The sequence below is a fragment of the Mycolicibacterium setense genome (assembly GCF_000805385.1).
GTDB lineage: Bacteria > Actinomycetota > Actinomycetes > Mycobacteriales > Mycobacteriaceae > Mycobacterium > Mycobacterium setense.
In genome coordinates this window covers 759,334-775,264 of record NZ_JTJW01000006.1, presented here as the reverse complement: position 1 = coordinate 775,264, position 15,931 = coordinate 759,334, and the positions used below count along the sequence as shown (strand labels likewise).

General features: G+C 67.9%; 17 protein-coding genes and 1 pseudogene. 11 read left to right on the top strand and 7 right to left on the bottom strand.

From position 1 onward, the window contains the following. Positions 1 to 99: 99 nt before the first annotated feature. Genes QQ25_RS14460 through QQ25_RS14445 form a run of 4 tightly spaced genes read left to right on the top strand, consistent with a single transcriptional unit; the run spans position 100 to position 2,406 of the window. On the top strand, positions 100 to 846 hold the full coding sequence (locus QQ25_RS14460; protein ID WP_039379325.1) for a Clp protease N-terminal domain-containing protein: 747 nt from the start codon (positions 100 to 102) through the stop codon (positions 844 to 846). A 39-nt stretch (positions 847 to 885) separates the two neighbouring features. Further along, positions 886 to 1,311 (top strand): PPOX class F420-dependent oxidoreductase, encoded by a 426-nt coding sequence (locus QQ25_RS14455; protein ID WP_039379323.1) that lies wholly within the window; start codon positions 886 to 888, stop codon positions 1,309 to 1,311. Positions 1,312 to 1,357: 46 nt separating this feature from the next. After that, positions 1,358 to 1,891 carry a hypothetical protein gene (locus tag QQ25_RS14450; RefSeq protein ID WP_039319426.1) on the top strand — a complete coding sequence of 178 codons (534 nt, stop codon included), beginning with the start codon at positions 1,358 to 1,360 and terminating at the stop codon, positions 1,889 to 1,891. Next, the gene (locus QQ25_RS14445) at positions 1,855 to 2,406 is read left to right on the top strand and encodes a GNAT family N-acetyltransferase (RefSeq protein WP_234711907.1); all 552 of its coding nucleotides are present in this window, start codon (positions 1,855 to 1,857) and stop codon (positions 2,404 to 2,406) included. Before QQ25_RS14450 ends, QQ25_RS14445 begins: the two co-directional genes overlap by 37 nt. Here the strand turns inward: QQ25_RS14445 and zapE are convergent. Further along, positions 2,403 to 3,440: a cell division protein ZapE gene (gene zapE, locus QQ25_RS14440; RefSeq protein ID WP_039319424.1), complete on the bottom strand. Its 1,038-nt coding sequence runs from the start codon at positions 3,438 to 3,440 to the stop codon at positions 2,403 to 2,405. The genes QQ25_RS14445 and zapE overlap by 4 nt on opposite strands. A 34-nt stretch (positions 3,441 to 3,474) precedes the next feature. Here zapE and QQ25_RS14435 point away from each other — a divergent pair, with 34 nt between their 5' ends. Genes QQ25_RS14435 through aftC form a run of 3 tightly spaced genes read left to right on the top strand, consistent with a single transcriptional unit; the run spans position 3,475 to position 7,181 of the window. Further along, positions 3,475 to 4,245, top strand: coding sequence for a pyrimidine reductase family protein (locus QQ25_RS14435; protein WP_039379320.1), 771 nt, complete (start codon positions 3,475 to 3,477; stop codon positions 4,243 to 4,245). Between the two features lie 29 nt (positions 4,246 to 4,274). After that, complete coding sequence (locus tag QQ25_RS14430; protein WP_082017574.1) at positions 4,275 to 5,855, top strand: alpha/beta hydrolase; 1,581 nt, start codon at positions 4,275 to 4,277, stop codon at positions 5,853 to 5,855. A gap of 33 nt (positions 5,856 to 5,888) precedes the next feature. Further along, complete coding sequence (gene aftC, locus QQ25_RS14425; RefSeq protein WP_039319420.1) at positions 5,889 to 7,181, top strand: arabinofuranan 3-O-arabinosyltransferase; 1,293 nt, start codon at positions 5,889 to 5,891, stop codon at positions 7,179 to 7,181. On the opposite strand, the gene QQ25_RS14420 is transcribed toward aftC, so the two are convergent. Beyond that, on the bottom strand, positions 7,173 to 7,745 hold the full coding sequence (locus QQ25_RS14420) for a class I SAM-dependent methyltransferase (protein WP_039379318.1): 573 nt from the start codon (positions 7,743 to 7,745) through the stop codon (positions 7,173 to 7,175). The genes aftC and QQ25_RS14420 overlap by 9 nt on opposite strands. A gap of 99 nt (positions 7,746 to 7,844) precedes the next feature. On the opposite strand from QQ25_RS14420, the gene QQ25_RS14415 reads away from it, so the two are divergent. Both QQ25_RS14415 and msrB read left to right on the top strand, forming a co-directional pair. Further along, on the top strand, positions 7,845 to 8,597 hold the full coding sequence (locus QQ25_RS14415; RefSeq protein ID WP_039379316.1) for a helix-turn-helix transcriptional regulator: 753 nt from the start codon (positions 7,845 to 7,847) through the stop codon (positions 8,595 to 8,597). A gap of 80 nt (positions 8,598 to 8,677) precedes the next feature. Beyond that, positions 8,678 to 9,094: a peptide-methionine (R)-S-oxide reductase MsrB gene (gene msrB / locus QQ25_RS14410; protein WP_039319418.1), complete on the top strand. Its 417-nt coding sequence runs from the start codon at positions 8,678 to 8,680 to the stop codon at positions 9,092 to 9,094. On the opposite strand, the gene QQ25_RS14405 is transcribed toward msrB, so the two are convergent. Genes QQ25_RS14405 through hemE form a run of 4 tightly spaced genes read right to left on the bottom strand, consistent with a single transcriptional unit; the run spans position 9,095 to position 12,994 of the window. Next, the gene (locus QQ25_RS14405; protein ID WP_039379314.1) at positions 9,095 to 9,838 is read right to left on the bottom strand and encodes a class I SAM-dependent methyltransferase; all 744 of its coding nucleotides are present in this window, start codon (positions 9,836 to 9,838) and stop codon (positions 9,095 to 9,097) included. Positions 9,839 to 9,880: 42 nt separating this feature from the next. Next, a complete protein-coding gene (gene hemQ, locus QQ25_RS14400) occupies positions 9,881 to 10,576 on the bottom strand; it encodes a hydrogen peroxide-dependent heme synthase (RefSeq protein ID WP_039379313.1) in 696 nt (231 codons plus the stop codon). Between the two features lie 4 nt (positions 10,577 to 10,580). Then, on the bottom strand, positions 10,581 to 11,936 hold the full coding sequence (locus tag QQ25_RS14395) for a protoporphyrinogen oxidase (protein WP_039379311.1): 1,356 nt from the start codon (positions 11,934 to 11,936) through the stop codon (positions 10,581 to 10,583). Next, positions 11,933 to 12,994 (bottom strand): uroporphyrinogen decarboxylase, encoded by a 1,062-nt coding sequence (gene hemE, locus QQ25_RS14390; protein ID WP_039319411.1) that lies wholly within the window; start codon positions 12,992 to 12,994, stop codon positions 11,933 to 11,935. The genes QQ25_RS14395 and hemE overlap by 4 nt, the downstream gene beginning before the upstream one ends. A 156-nt stretch (positions 12,995 to 13,150) precedes the next feature. Here hemE and QQ25_RS14385 point away from each other — a divergent pair, with 156 nt between their 5' ends. Next, complete coding sequence (locus QQ25_RS14385) at positions 13,151 to 13,687, top strand: DUF3000 domain-containing protein (protein ID WP_234706121.1); 537 nt, start codon at positions 13,151 to 13,153, stop codon at positions 13,685 to 13,687. Between the two features lie 2 nt (positions 13,688 to 13,689). Next, positions 13,690 to 14,976 (top strand): HRDC domain-containing protein, encoded by a 1,287-nt coding sequence (locus QQ25_RS14380; protein WP_039379310.1) that lies wholly within the window; start codon positions 13,690 to 13,692, stop codon positions 14,974 to 14,976. A 3-nt stretch (positions 14,977 to 14,979) separates the two neighbouring features. On the opposite strand, the pseudogene QQ25_RS14375 reads toward QQ25_RS14380, so the two are convergent. After that, positions 14,980 to 15,878 (bottom strand): annotated as a pseudogene (locus QQ25_RS14375) (alpha/beta fold hydrolase). Positions 15,879 to 15,931: the final 53 nt, after the last annotated feature.

Here is a 15,931-nt window from a genome sequence, read left to right as displayed (position 1 = left end):
CGATCCGCATGGGCGGGGTACCCGGCGCTCCGCCACCGGTCGCGCGACATCGTCAACCTTTGGTTGACGTTGCCTCATCGTCAACCTAGAGTTGACGCTATGAGCCAACCCGTCACCGTCACCAACCCCGTCCGTCTCGACGACCTCATCGGCGCGATCAAGAAGGCCCACACCGAACCTCTTGACCAGTTGGTCGACGCGGTCATCGCCGCGGACGCCATCGGCGAGATCGCCGACCACCTCATCGGCCACTTCGTCGACCAGGCCCGGCGCTCGGGCGCCTCCTGGACCGACATCGGCAAGGCCATGGGCGTCACCAAGCAGGCGGCCCAAAAGCGCTTCGTGCCAAAGGTTCCCGATTTCAATCCGTCCACCCTCGATCCCAACGCCGGGTTCGGCCGTTTCACCCCCCGGGCCCGCAACGTCGTCGTGGCCTCCCAGAACGCCGCGCACGCAGCGGGCAACGCCGAGATCACCCCCGAGCACCTGCTGCTGGCGCTGTTCGCCGAACCGGAGGGACTGGCCGCCAAACTCCTTGCGAACCAAGGCATCACCGCTGAATCGGCCCGGGCTACCATCACCCTGCCGCCGCCTGCCGCGGAGGTCCCGGCCCTGATCCCGTTCAACGGGGGCACCAAGAAGGCGCTGGAACTGACCTTCCGCCAAGCACTTCGGCTCGGCCACAACTACATCGGCACCGAACACATTCTGCTCGCCCTGGCCGAGGCCGAAGGCGAGGACGGGCCGCTGCGCCGCCTCGGCGTCGACCCGCAACGATTCGAGACCGAACTGGCTGCCGCCCTGGCACCGTTCGCCGCGAAGGATCAGGAGACGTCCCAGGAATGAACCGGGAATGAAAGCGGCCGCGCAACCGTAGAACATTCCGTGAAACTCAATGACGCCGCACGCGAATTGATCGGCGCCGGCGCCGACGCCACGCTCGTCACGCTCAATCCCGACGGTAGCCCACAGGTCTCCCTGGTCTGGGCGGCGTTGCAGTCGACCCCGGACGGCGACGAGCTCGTCATCGCCCATCTGTCCGAACACAAGAAGGTGCGCAACGTCCGCCGCGATCCTCGCGTCGCGGTGACGATCGTCGACCCGGGCCGCGTCGGCGAGGCGATGCGCCCGTACCTGGCGGTCACCGGCACGGCGCGCATCGTCGAAGGCGGCGCGCCGGAACTCCTCAAGGAACTGGCACAGGTCCTGGCCGCCCCGGATGTTCCGTTCCCACCGAAGGATGCGCCGCCCGGTTGGCTGACCCGCATCCGGATCGACAAGGTGGGCGGCGTCGGGCCCTGGGTGTCCTGACCCCAACCGGCTGTAACACGTTTCACTCTGTGCGATCATGCCTGGCATGCCTCGCTGGTTTGCACTCATGTTCACGGCCATGGTGGTGTCGGTCGCCGCCCTCGTGGCCCCGCCTGCGGCCTCGGCCGAAGGCGCACCGATCGGCAACATCGGCGAGACGCTGCGGGTCGAGACCGACAACGGCATCATCGCCGACGTCACGGTGCACGACGTGCTCGCCAGCGACGTTCCGCCCGGTTGGGGCTGGAACGGCTCGCCACGCTGGCGCGCCCAGGGCGGGCCGTGGCGGGTGCCGATCACGGTGACCACCATCCAGGCGCCCAATCCCTATGCGATGGCGCTCGCATTCACCTTCAACGGCGTGACCCCGTACGCCGACGCGTACGCGCCCAAGCACACCGACGCGCCCAACCGGCTCGAAGCGGCGCTGCGTAACGCTCCCCCGGGAGCCACTGTCAACGGCGACGTCTACTGGGACGTCTACCGCGCACTGGTCACCAATGTGGTGCTCACCGACACCCGCTCGGGCAAGCACCTCGCGCAGTGGAATCTGTGGCAGCCGGGCGCGCCCCTGCCTTGATCAGCCTCGCCACGGCAGCTGACCTCCCGGAACTCGCCGCGGTCGCGGCCGCGACCTTTCCCCTGGCCTGTCCCCCGTCCGTGACGCCCGACAACATCGCCGCATTCATCGCCGAGAACCTCACCGAGGAGCGCTTCGGCGAGTACCTCACCGACCCGAACCGGATCGTGCTGATCGCCCGGGAAACGTCAATAACCGGATACGCCATGCTGATTCACGGCGTGCCGGACAACGCCGACGTTCAGCAGGCGGTGCCGCAGCGGCCCGCCATCGAGCTGTCCAAGATCTATGTGCTGCCCGACCGTCACGGCAGCGGCGGGGCGCAGGCGCTGATGGCCGCCGCTCTGCGCGCCGCGACGGAATCCGGAGCCACCTGCGTATGGCTGGGCGTCAATCAGCACAATCACCGGGCCCAGCGGTTCTACACCAAGAACGGATTCACGATCAGCGGCACCAAGACCTTCCGGCTCGGCACCCGCATCGAGAACGACTACGTGATGGTCCGTCCGGTCTAGACGGTCTTCTGCGCCGCGGCAGTCAGAGCCAGTAGACGCGACGTGGCCCGCAGGTACTTCTTCCTGAACCCGCCGGCCACCATCTCCGGGCTGAAAATGGTGTCCAGCTTGGTCCCTGACGCCAGCACCGGAACACCGGCGTCGTACAGGCGGTCGGTCAGTGCCACGAGCCGTAGCGCCACGCTCTGGTCCTCGATGGGGTGCACCCCGGTGATGAACACCTCGGTGACGCCCTCGATCAAGGCGTGATAGCGCGACGGATGCATGGTGGCCAAATGCGCACACAGCGCGTCGAAGTCGTCGAGGGTCGCGCCGGCGACGCCGTCGGCCCGGCGCGCCACCTCGTCGTCGGACAGCGGCTCTGGAGCCGGCGGCAGATCACGATGCCGGTAGTCGGGGCCCTCGATCCGGACCGTGGTGAAGATCTGGGCCAACGTGTTGATCTCGCGCAGGAAGTCCTGGGCGGCGAACCGTCCCTCACCCAACTGTTCGGGCAGGGTGTTCGAGGTGGCCGCGATCGACACCCCGCGTTCGACCAGCGCCGAGAGAAGCCGCGAGATCAGCGTCGTGTTGCCCGGGTCGTCGAGCTCGAACTCGTCGATGCACACCACCACGTACTCGGAGAGCAGATCGATGCACTCGTTGTAGCCGAACACACCGGCGAGCTGGGTCAGCTCACCGAACGTGGCGAACGCCGTGGGCGAATCACCTTTCGACAACGTGTAATAGGTCGAGGCCAACAGGTGGGTCTTGCCGACGCCGAACCCGCCGTCCAGGTACAGCCCCACCCCGGGCAGCACCTCGCGTTTGCCGAACAGCTTCTTCTTGCCCGCGCGCCGCAGCGCCGCCTGCTCGCAGAAACTGCGGCAGTGTTCCACCGCGGCGGCCTGAGAGGGTTCGGAGGGATCCGGGCGGTAACTGTCGAAGCTGACGTCGGCGAACGTCGGCGGCGGAATCAGCTGTGCGACCAACCGCTCCGGCGTGACGGTGGGATGACGATCGGCGAGGTGAGCGACGCCGCTGGACCCGTGCATGCAGGCAGCGTAGCCACGTGCTCCAATTCAGTTCATGTCCGATGACACCGGCGGGACAACGCTGACCGTGCTGGGAAACGTCGACAAGATCGCCGACGGACGACTGGCCGACTACTACGCATATCCCGATGACCTGCAAAAATGTTGGGTGCGCGGCAACATGATCAGCAGCGTGGACGGCGGCGCCACCGAGGACGGCAAGTCCGGCGGGCTGGGCGGTCCGGGTGATCGGGCTGTGTTCAATCTCATGCGGCACGCCGCCGACGTCATCCTGATGGGCGCCGCGACCGTGCGGATCGAGAACTACTCGGGTGTGCAGCTGTCGGTCGCCCAACGCCAGGAACGCCAGCGCCGCGGGCAGGCCGAGGTGCCGCCCATCGCGGTCATCACCGCATCGGCCGAGCTCGATCCCGACGCCAGATTCTTCACCCGCACCGAGGTACCGCCGCTGATCCTCACCACCACCAAGACCGTGGCGGACGCCCGGCACCGGCTGGGCGCGGTCGCCGAGGTGCTCGACGCCTCCGGTGCCGATCCGACCCGCGTCGACGCAGCGGTGGCACTACGGACCCTGGCCGAACGCAAGCTGTTCCGGGTGCTGACCGAGGGCGGCCCGGCGCTGCTCAGCCTGCTCATCGAAGCCGACCTGCTCGACGAGTTGTGCCTGACCGTGGCACCGATGCTGGTCGGTGGGGTGGCCCGGCGCATCGCCACCGGGCCGGGCCAAGCGCATACCCGGATGCGGCCCGCGCACCTGCTCACCGACGACGAGGGCTACCTGTACACGCGCTACGTCCGCGGGTAACGATCCCAACGGTCGCTACTGTGGTCAGCATGCGTCATCAGCTGGTGAGAGCCCTGAGAAGGTCGGCCGTCGCCGTGCCCGTCCTGTCACTGGGCGTACTCACCGCTTGTTCACCGCTGTTCGCCGCAGATCCGCGCTACGCCACCGACTCCGGCGCCCACCCGCAGGGACAGCCGGTGACCAGCTCTGCGGCCCCGCCCGGTCCCCCCGGCATCGAAGCGCCCAAGAACGACCTGTCCTGGCGGGACTGCACCCCGCGGGTGTTCGGCGACGCCGGCGTCCAGCCGCCTCCCGATGTCACGCTGGACTGCGCGACGTACGACGCCGATCTCGACTCGATCAACGGGGCCACCGGCACGGTCAGCATCGGCGTGGTGCGCGCCCGTTCGGCGCAGACGCCGGCCGACGCCGGCCCCCTGGTGATGACCACCGGATCCGACATCCCCAGCTCGGTACAGCTGCCGACGTGGCTGGCGCGCTCGGGAACCGACATCCTCAAGACGCATCCCATCGTCGCGGTGGACCGGCGCGGGATCGGCATGTCCGGCGCGCTGGATTGCCGTGACGCTTACGACCGCCAGGAAATGCTGGACCAGACGCAGTTTCAGGCCGGCGACGATCCGGTGGCCAACCTGGGTGCGGTGACCGTGACCGCGACCACCAGTTGCACCGACACGATCGCCCCGGGCGACTCGTCCTACGACAACGCGCACGCCGCCGAAGATCTGGAACGGCTGCGCAGCACCTGGGACGTCCCCTCGCTCGCGCTGCTGGGCATCGGCAACGGTGCCCAGGTGGCGCTTGCCTATGCCGGCTCCCACCCGAACAAGTTGTCGCGGCTGGTGCTGGACTCACCGTTGCCGTTGGGCCTCGGCGCCGAGGCCGCGGCCGAACAGCGTGTGAAGGGCCAGCAGGCAGCGCTCGACGCGTTTGCCGCGCAGTGCGTGGCCACCAACTGCGCACTGGCCCCCGATCCCAAGGGCGCCGTCGACGGGCTGCTGGCCGACGCCCGCGCCGGGCGCGGACCCGGCGGGGTCTCGGTGGCCACGCTGGCCGACGCGATCACCACCGGAATGGGCTTCCCCCAAGGTGACCGGGTGGCCGCCACCAACAACCTGGCGACCGCCCTGGCCGCGGCCCGCGCCGGTGATGCCGGCCCGATCTCCGCCTTGATCACCCAGGCCGACAACCTCCGCCAGACCGATGGCCAGTTCGTCAACTCCTGCAGCGATGCGCTGAGCAGGCCCACCCCGGACCGGGTCCGTGAGCTGGTGGTCGCGTGGGGCAAGCTCTACCCGCAGTTCGGCACGGTCGGGGCACTGAACCTCGTCAAATGCCTCAACTGGCCCAGCAGCACGGCACCAAAAGACCCGCAGGACCTCAAGATTCCGGTGCTGCTGCTCGGTGTGCGCAACGACCCGATCGTCGGCAACGAAGGCGTCGCCGCCGTCGCCGCGACCATCATCAACGCCGGCGCCAACAATCGTCGCGTGATGTGGCAGGGCATCGGCCACGGCGCCAGCATCTACACCGCGTGCGCGCTGCCCCCGCTGACGGGCTATCTCGACAACGGCAAACTGCCGGAGACCGACACGTACTGTCCCGCCTGACGCCGGGCCCGATCGGCGTCGGTATAAGGTTCGCTGGTGGCCGAAGCAGAATCCCCGACCAATTCAGTTCGAGTCGGTCTTCTGAACTCGTTCCGTCCCCGTACCTCCCCGCCGAGCATCGCCACGGTGCTCCGGTCGGTGCTGTGGCCGGTCGCGATCATGTCGATCATCCATCGCAGCTACGTGTTGGCCACCAACGGCTACATCACCGACGACTTCGGTCCGGTGTACCGCGCGGTGATCAACTTCAAGCTCGGCCTCGACATCTACAACGAGCACTTCGACTACGTCGACCCGCACTACCTGTACTCACCCGGCGGCACCCTGCTGCTGGCGCCCTTCGGCTACCTGCCGGTGGACGCCTCGCGCTACTGGTTCGTCTTCTTCAACGCCGTGGCGATCATCCTTGCCGCCTACTTTTTGGTACGGCTGTTCAAGTTCTCGTTCAGCTCGGTCGCGTTCCCGGCGCTGCTGCTCGCGATGTTCTGCACCGAGTCGGTGACCAACACCCTGGTGTTCACCAACATCAACGGCTGCATCCTGCTGTGCGGCGTGCTGTTCTTCCGCTGGATGCTCGCGGGCACCGTGAACGGTCAGCTGCTGGCCGGCGTCGCGATCGGCCTGACGCTGGTGATCAAACCATCGCTGGCGCCACTACTGTTGCTGCCCTTGCTGAACCGGCAGTTCTACACATTCATCACCGCGATCGGGGTGCCACTGCTGTTCAACGGCGTGGGCTGGTTCATGGTGTCGGACCCGATGGGCTTCGTCCGCAACACGGTGCCCTACATCTTCTCCACCCGCGACTACTTCAACAGCTCGATCGTGGGCAACGGCATCTACTACGGCCTTCCGATGTGGCTGATCCTGTTGCTGCGCATCGTGTTCCTGCTGCTGGCCATCGGCAGCCTGTGGCTGCTGTACCGCCACTACCGCCAACGCGATCCGCTGTTCTGGATGCTGACCTCATCTGGCGTGCTGCTGATCGCCTCGTTCCTGGTGCTGTCGCTGGGCCAGGGCTACTACTCGATGATGCTGTTCCCATTCCTGATGACCGTGGTGCTGCCGAACTCGGTGATCCGCAACTGGCCGGCCTGGCTGGCGATCTACGGGTTCATGACGATGGACCGCTGGCTACTCGTGCACTGGCCCACGACGGGGCGCTTCCTGGAGTACATGAAGATCACCTACGGCTGGTCGCTGATGCTGGTGGTCGTGTTCTGCGTGCTGTACTTCCGCTACCTGGACGCCAAGCAGGACGGCAGGCTCGACGAGGGCATCGACCCGCCCTGGCTGAGCCGTCCCCGGGAAGCCGAATCAGTCTGACGTGAACTGCATGACCTGACCCGCCAGGCGGGTCCGGGTCTGCATCGCCAGACCGTGCCGCGCACAGACCTCCTCGAGTTCGTCGGGATTCACCAATCGGAACGGTGATCGGTCGAGCCGGTGGACCGCTGTCGCCAGCGGGGTGCGGGTCAGGTCGTAGCCGGTGAACACGCCGCCCGGCCGCAGCACCCGGGCGATCTCGGCGACCGCCTTCTCCCACTCCACGATGTGGTGCAGCATCAGGCAGCTGAGCACCGAATCGAAGGAATCGTCGGCGAACGGTAGGTCGGTGGCATCGGCCCCGCGCACAGTGACATCGGGAAACCCCTGCAGCCGCCGGGCCGCCGTGCGCACCATCGCCGGGTCGAAATCGGTGGCGGTGATGGCCAGCTCCGGATTGTCCTGACGCAGCCGGGCCGCGATATCGCCGCTGCCCGAGCCGATTTCGAGAACATCGTGCCCCAACCGATCGACCGGGAGGCTACCGAGCACGGCCTGCCCCGTTCCACCCCGCCACAGCGCGGTCTTGCAGAACGCACGCTCGATCTGTGACATTGCCGGCATGTGGGGCTCCCTGTCGGTACGTGAATCGATGTGGCTCCAGCGTGCCCCGCCACGGCGCACCGGAGCTTGTACAGATCGGTCGTGTGAGACATTGTGCGGATGAGCGAAGGCCGTGCCGGTGCCGCGCCCTGGTCGGGCGCACTGGCGATCGTGGCCGGCGCACTCTGCTACAGCGGGACACTGTCGGATGCGAAGGAACACCACCACGTCGCCACCCAGGTGGTGCGCACGTGGACAGGCTCATTCGAGCTGATCGACGGACAAGGGCGCCGGGCGGTCACCACCGCCGCGATCATTCCATCGGGCCAGCGGCACGCGATCCGCATCCCCGACCCCACCACCGGGGTGTTGATCTTCCTCGATCCGAGCGCGTTCACCAGGGCCGGAACCGACAGTGACGACGTGACGGAGTGGGTGAGGGCAGGCGATGAGATCTCGTGCTGGACAACAGCACTGCCACCCGAGCAACTGCTCGACACCCTGATGGCCCGCCCGCCGAAGGGCTACTGCAGACCGAGCGCCCACACCTGGCATCCCAGCGTGTTCGCCGCCGTCGAACTGATCCCACGACTGCTTCCCGGTCCCGTCCGACTCACCGACGTGGCGGGTCGGGTCGCATTGTCACCGAGCCGGCTCGGCCGGCTCTTCAATGAACAAGTGGGGCAGTCTTTTCCGACGTACGTCCGGTGGGCGCGGCTGCGCTGCGCGGTCGAAGCGGTGCGGACCGGCGCGTCGCTGACCGACGCCGCCCACGCGGCCGGGTTCAGCGACAGCGCCCATGCGAATCGCGTCTGCCACGAGATGTTCGGCATGTCGCCCAGCGACGCGAGCCGGGACCTGGTTTGGGCCTGATCCTGCTGACAACCGGATCGGGACGGGGCGGGACGGCCGGTACCTGGCGCACATCGGCGGACAGCACGTAGCGTGGAATTATGACGACCCCGGGTCCCAAGCTGGAACTGACCGACGACGAGTGGCGCGCCAAGCTCACCCCCGAGGAGTTCGCGGTCCTGCGCAGGGCCGGCACCGAACGTCCGTTCACCGGTGAGTACACCGACACCAAGACCGAAGGCGTGTACGAGTGCCGCGCATGCGGCGCCGAGCTGTTCCGCAGCACAGAGAAGTTCGAATCCCATTGCGGCTGGCCGTCGTTCTTCGACCCGGCCGATTCGGCCGCAGTGATCCTGCGGTCGGACACCTCGCTGGGAATGCGCCGGGTGGAGGTGCTGTGCGCCAACTGCCACAGCCACCTCGGGCACGTGTTCGAGGGCGAGGGATATCCCACGCCCACCGACCAGCGCTACTGCATCAACTCGATCTCACTGAAGCTGGTGCCCAAGGCCGAGTGATCAATCGACCCGGGTGGCGTGCACCTCCCAGAACGGCATGTGCACCCGGCCGTCGACCAGCCACGGTTCGATCACCCGCAGCCGCTCCAAGAGCGGCGCCATCTGGTCGGCCATATCGGGGTTGCGGGACGCCATCGTCTCGAAGACCTCGACGCTGACGTTGCCCTGGTAGGTGGTCGTCCCGAGATAGGTGATCTCCCATCCGGCATCGGGCAGAATGTCCCGGAAATCTGCGGCGGTCATCGAACGCGGCATCTTGAAGCCGTTGACGTTGTGGTCACCGAACTCGTACATGTACAGGCGCGCACCGGGTTTGGTGGCCCGGTGCAGTGCCCGCACATAGGATTTCTGCAGCTCGGACTCACCGGTGAACACGTGGTAGAACGCGGTGTCCACGACGGTGTCGAACCTGCCCTCGAGTCCGTCGAGTTTGGTGGCGTCGGCCACCTGGAAATCGACCGTCACGCCGGCCTTTGCCGCATTCGCCCGAGCTCGCTCGATTGCGGCCGGTGACGCGTCGATACCCGTGGCCGACAAGCCTTTCGACGCGTAGTGGATGGCATGGTGACCGGGCCCGGTGCCGGGATCGAGAACGTCGCCCCTGACGGCGCCCAACGCGACGAGCTGCTGCACGACGGGCTGTGGTCCACCGATGTCCCACGGGGTGGCGGCAGGCAATCCGTGTGCCGTCCGCTCGTCGCGGTACATCTCCTCGAAGTGGTCGGATTCTTGCGGAGCAGTCATGCCCGCGAGGGTAGACCCGCTAACTAAAAGCCCAGGTCAACCCTACGGCAGCTTGGCGACCAAATCCTCGACGCTGACCCGCGGGCCGGTGAAGAACGGTGTCTCCTCACGGGTGTGGCGACGGGCGTCGGTGGCCCGCAGGTCACGCATGAGGTCGACGATGCGGTGCAGCTCGGGCGCCTCGAAGGCGAGGATCCACTCGTAGTCGCCGAGGGCGAACGCCGGCACGGTGTTGGCCCGCACATCCTTGTAGCCGCGAGCGGCCATGCCGTGCTCGGACAGCATGCGGCGACGCTCCTCATCGGGCAGCAGGTACCACTCGTAGGAGCGCACGAACGGGTACACGCAGATGTAGTTGCCCGGTTCCTCGCCGGCGATGAATGCCGGGACGTGGCTCTTGTTGAACTCGGCCGGCCGGTGCAGCGCCACGCTGCTCCACACCGGATCGCTGATGCGGCCCAGCGCGGTGGTGCGACGGAAGTCCGAGTAGGTCGCCTGCAGCGCCTCGATGCGCTCGGCGTGGGTCCAGATCATGAAGTCGGCGTCGGCGCGCAGCCCTGCCACGTCGTACAGGCCGCGCACGACCACTCCACGCTCTTCCTGGGTCTTGAAGAAGGCCGCCGCCTCGTCGATCACCGGGGTCCGCTCTTCACCCAGCTCCCCGGGGCTCACCGCGAACACCGAGAACATCAGGTAGCGGATGGTGGAGTTCAGTTCGTCGTAGTCGAGCTTGGCCATGCGCCTATCGTGCCACGTCGCTGTGGACCAGTTCCGCGGCCGCCCGGGTGGCGGTGCCCACACATGCAGGCACTCCGATCCCGTCGAGATATCCGCCTGCCACCGCCAGCGTCGGGGGCAGGCCCGCACGCAGTTCCGCCACCAGATCGGTGTGGCCCGGACCGTATTGCGGCATCGCGTCGATCCAGCGGTGCACGTGGCTGTCCACCGGATCCACGGTGACTCCGAACAGCGTGTTCAGATCGCGGGCCGACCAGGCCAGCAGGTCCTCGTCACCGGTGCTGCGGGCGATATCGTCGCCGTAGCGGCCGAAGGACAGCCGCACCAACTCGACGTTGCCGCGCCGGCCCCATTTCCGCGACGACATCGTGATCGCCTTGGCGTTGAGGCGTTCCCCCGCGGCCACGAGCACCCCGGATTGCTGAGGCAAGGGTGTCCCGCCCGGCAACGCCAGGGCCACCACTGCCGCCGAGGCCACCCGGATGCGGGCGGCAGCGGCCGCGGTGCGCGGCGCGACGTGTCCGATCAGCGCAGGCAGGTGCGGCGCCGGAACCGCCAGCATCACCGCGTCCGCATACCAACTGGCGCCCTCGTCGTCGAGCACCGACCAGCCGCGTCCATGACGGTCCACGCGCACCGCGGTGACCTGGGCCCACCGCACGTCGGCCCGGCGACGCAGCTCTTCGAGCAGCACGGTGTAGCCGCCGTCGACCGCGCCGAACACCGGCGCATCCGATGGTGGCGGCAGCGCGTCACGCACCGCCTCGGTGAGACTGCGGGCCCCGCGGTCGAGTGCGGCGGCCAGGGACGGCACCGCCGAACGCAGTCCGATCGTGGCCGAGGACCCGGCGTACACGCCGGTCAGTAGCGGGTCGACGGACCGCGTCACCACCTGCTGGCCGAACCGGTCACCCACCAGCTCGGCGACAGACGGATCGGCACCGCGGCTCCAGCGCAGGGGCCGCGAGCGCTCGTCGAGGATGCGTGCCACGGTCTCGTCGTCGACGAGGCCGAGCAGCGACGACGCCTGCGCGGGTATGCCCTGCAGAGTTCCCTGCGGGAGCGGATGCAGCCGCGCCCCGCTGTAGATCAGCGGGCGGGTGCCGGTGGGGCTGAGCCGGCGGCCCGCCAGGCCCAGCTCCCCGAGCAGGTCCAGCATCTCGGGCCGGCGCACCACGAACGCCTCTGCGCCGACATCGAACGGCTGCCCGCCGACCCGTTCGGTGCGCAGCACACCGCCGAGCCGGTCAGCCGGATCCAGCAGCGTGATCGCCGCGCGCGGCCCGGCCGCGACACGCAACCGGTAGGCCGCGACAAGCCCTGAAATACCGCCGCCGACAACGCAATAGGACGCACTCACAGCGAGTGCACCAGCGTCACCGCCTCGGTGATGATGCCGGGATCGGTCGCCGGCAGCACACCGTGGCCCAGATTGAAGACGTGACCGGCCGCTCCGGCCGCCACCGCGGCGCGCCCGTCGTCGACCACGCGGCGCACCGCCGACTCGACCACCGGCCAGCCCGCCAGCAACACCACCGGATCGAGGTTGCCCTGCAGGGCACTGCCCGGTTTGACCCGGGCCGCGGCGTCGACCAGCGAGGTGCGCCAATCCACGCCGACCACGGTGGCCGGCGCAGGACCCAACGCCTCGGACATCGCCCCCAGCAGCTCCGCGGTACCAACACCGAAATGCGTCATCGGCACACCGGCTGCGGCCATGGTGGCGAAGACGCGGGTGGTGTGCGGAAGCACGTAGGTGCGGTAGTCGGCCAGCGACAGCGTCCCGGCCCAGGAGTCGAACACCTGCAGGGCATCGACGCCGGCGTCGACCTGGGCCTGCAGGAAGGCGATGGTCAGATCGGTCAGCGCACTCATCAGCGCATGCCAGGTGGCCGGCTCCCCCAGCATCATGGCCTTGGTGCGCTCATGGTGACGGCTGGGGCCGCCCTCCACCAGATAGGAGGCCAGTGTGAAGGGTGCGCCGGCGAAGCCGATCAGCGGAACCTCGCCCAGCTCCCGCACCAGCATCGAGACGGCCTCGGTGACCGGTGAAACCTGGACCGGATCAAGTGGTTTCATGCCTTCGACGTCGGCCACCGACCGGATCGGCTGCTCGATCACCGGACCCACGTCGGGGACGATGTCCAGACCGATCCCGGCAGCTTTCAGCGGCACCACGATGTCGGAGAACAAGATCGCGGCGTCCACGCCGTGCCTGCGCACCGGCTGCAGGGTGATCTCGCAGACCAGGTCGGGATCGAAGCAGGCCTCCATCATGCGGTGCTGGGCACGCAGCGCGCGGTATTCCGGCAACGAGCGGCCGGCCTGCCGCATGAACCACACCGGCAGACGGTGCGGGGTGCGGCCGCTCGCGGCGGCAAGATAGGGGGAATCGGGCAGCTCCCGGCGGGTATTCATCGGCTCCTATGGTGCCATGTGCCGGCGGACGCAAGCCGTTGCCGGTTCGTGACGGCCCGACTTCGGCGCGCCTGCGTCCTGTCCTGGCAGTATCCGCTAGCGTCAAACGCCGTGACCTCTGCCGAACCGGCCCAGTTCCGGACGGCGGTGGCGGCGATGAACGCCACCACCGTGCGGCCCGAAATCGAACTGGGTCCGATACGTCCGCCACAGCGGCTGGCGCCCTATAGCTACGCGCTGGGCGCCGAGGTCCGGCATCCCGAAACGGCGATCATCCCGGAACGCTCAGAAGGCGACGCCTTCGGACGGCTGATCCTGCTGCACGACCCCGACGGCGCCGAGGCCTGGGACGGCACGATGCGACTGGTCGCCTATATCCAGGCGGACCTGGATTCCACCGAAGCCGTCGACCCGCTCCTGCCCGAAGTGGCCTGGAGCTGGCTGGTGGATGCCCTGGAATCACGTGCCGAGCACGTCACCGCGCTGGGTGGCACCGTCACCGCCACCACCTCGGTCCGCTACGGCGACATCTCCGGCCCGCCGCGGGCGCACCAGCTGGAGCTTCGGGCCTCCTGGACCGCCACCAACCTGGAACTCGGCCCGCACGTGGAAGCGTTCTGCGAAGTGCTCGAGCACGCGGCCGGATTGCCCCCGGCCGGTGTCACCGACCTGAATTCCCGTACCCGCGCATAAAGATGAGTGCAGAGGACCCCGACGACACCGACGCTGTCGAGACCGACGCCGTCGAGTCCGATGCTGTCGAGTCCGATGCCGAATCCACCCCGCTGCTCACACCAGCCGAAGGGGTCCCCGACCTCTGTGTCACCGCAGGTGAGATCTCTTCTGCCGCAGAATCTCTCGCGAACGGGACGGGCCCGTTCGCAATCGATGCCGAGCGTGCCTCCGGTTTCCGCTACTCCAACCGCGCATACCTGGTGCAGATCCGCCGCGCCGGTTCGGGTACGGCGCTGATCGACCCGGTCAACCACGGCGGCTCCCCCATCGACGCGATGGCTCCCGTGGCCGAGGCGCTGGCAGCAGACGAATGGGTGCTGCACGCCGCCGATCAGGATCTACCGTGCCTCGCCGAGATCGGCCTGCGCCCCGGCAAGCTCTACGACACGGAATTGGCCGGCCGGCTTGCCGGCTTCGAGCGGGTCAACCTGGCGGCCATGGTGCAGCGACTGCTCGGCCTGCAATTGATGAAGGGACACGGCGCGGCAGACTGGTCCAAACGTCCGCTGCCGGCCGACTGGCTCAACTACGCCGCCCTGGACGTCGAGGTGCTCCTCGAACTGCGCAACGCGATCGCCTCGGTCCTGGAGGAGCAGGGCAAATCCGATTGGGCGGCACAGGAATTCGAGTACCTGCGCACCTACGTCGCGCAACCCACCCGGCGTGACCGCTGGCGGCGCACCTCCGGCATCCACAAGGTACGCAACCCGCAGGCACTCGCGGCCGTACGCGAGCTGTGGACCACGCGCGACACCATCGCCCGCGGCCGCGACATCGCACCGGGCCGGATCCTGCCCGACGCCGCGATCATCAACGCGGCCACCGCCGACCCCAAGACCGTCGACGAACTCGTCGCACTGCCGGTCTTCGGCGGCTCCAAACAACGGCGCAGCGCCAAGGTCTGGCTGGACGCACTGAACCGGGCCAGAGAGAGCACCGAGCCACCCGAGGCCAATGACAGCCAGAGCGGACCACCCCCGGCGGCCCGCTGGGCCAGGCGCAAACCGGAGGCCGCGGCCCGGCTCGAAGCCGCACGCGCCGGGTTGGCCGAACTGTCCGAGCGCGTTTCGGTGCCGGCCGAGAATCTCATCACCCCCGAGGTGGTGCGCCGCCTGTGCTGGGACTGGCAACCCGTCGGCGACGTGGCCACCGCGATCTCGGAGTTCCTCGTCGAGGCCAACGTCCGGCCCTGGCAGCGAGAGCTCACCGTGCCGGTGCTGACGACCGCGTTGAGCACCACCGACTGACGCTCAGGCGCCTACCCGGTCGATGTGGGCCAGGAAATGGGTGAGCACCGCCTGCGGATCCTCGATCTGCGGCCAATGTGCGATGTCCTCGGCGAGCATCACCACGTCGGGGTCGGGAATGACCTCGAGGTAACGCTTTGCCATGTGCCGTCCCGAATTCGGGTCCGACGGTCCGTCGATCAGCCGCATCGGCACCGCGGTCTCCCGCATGGCCCGCACCCAGCGATTGCGATGGGTGTAGCGGTCGTTGACGAACCGCCCGACCTTGTGCAGCACCCGCTTGCCGTCTTGTATTCCAGGATCTGGTGGAACTTCTCCATGAGCTCTGGCGATGGCTTGGTGTTCACCCCGAACATCTCGTTGATGGTGGGCTCGACCAGCCGCCGCGAGAACCGGCTGCCCTGCAGCGGACTCATGATGTCGCCCAACGGGGTTCGTGACATGACCTTCTGCATCAGCCGCGGCGTGTAGGCCTCGTTGAACAGTCCGCCGTTGAGCCAGGTGATCGATTCGATGTCCAGTGCGCCAAAGGCGCGCCCGCCGAACTCGTGACGCGCCAGGAGCTCCTGACCGACCGACACTCCGACGTCATGGGCCAGGATGTGGGCGCTGCCGACCCCGAGGTGACGCAGCAGCGCCTCGTGCATATCGGCGTGGTCGGGCACCGAGTAGCCGTAGGCGACGGGCTTGTCGGAGAAACCCATGCCGATCATGTCGGGTGCGATGACGGTGAACCGCTCGGTCAACGTGGGCCAGATCAGCGACCAGTCCCACGAGTTGAACGGATAGCCGTGAATGAGAAGCAGATTCGGGCCGTTCCCCGCGACCCGGTAGAAGATGTCGAAGCCCAGGTAGTCGAAGAACTGCCCGGCGTCCTTCCAACTCTGCAATTCGGCGTCCATGTCTGCAACCTAGAGGTTCATGCCTGTCGCTGCGAATTCGTCCGTGCCGGGGC